The organism is Prochlorococcus marinus, from assembly GCF_001180245.1.
GTDB lineage: Bacteria > Cyanobacteriota > Cyanobacteriia > PCC-6307 > Cyanobiaceae > Prochlorococcus_A > Prochlorococcus_A marinus_F.
This window is the reverse complement of sequence record NZ_CVSV01000047.1, coordinates 1-230: the sequence shown is the minus strand read 5'-3', so window position 1 is coordinate 230 and position 230 is coordinate 1. Positions and strand designations below refer to the sequence as shown.

Below are 230 nucleotides of genomic sequence, written 5' to 3'. Positions count from 1 at the left end.
TTCTTAGTAAGGATTCTCCCTCTTGTTGAGCAAGACAACCTGCAACAACAAGTTTTAAGCTAGGTGTTTTGTGCTTTCTTTTTGCTTGTCTTCCTAAAAAGCTATAAACTTTTTGCTCTGCATTATCCCTAATAGTGCATGTATTGTACAAGACTAAATCGGCATTTAATTCATTATCCGCTCTGGTGTATCCCATTTTCTCTAATGTCCCAGCCATTCTCTCAGAATCA

Annotated in this window: 1 pseudogene; it reads right to left on the bottom strand. The window is 37.4% G+C overall.

The features are described 5' to 3' along the window. A pseudogene (locus AMO19_RS01910) lies at positions 1 to 230 on the bottom strand (tRNA (N6-isopentenyl adenosine(37)-C2)-methylthiotransferase MiaB); the annotation flags it as partial.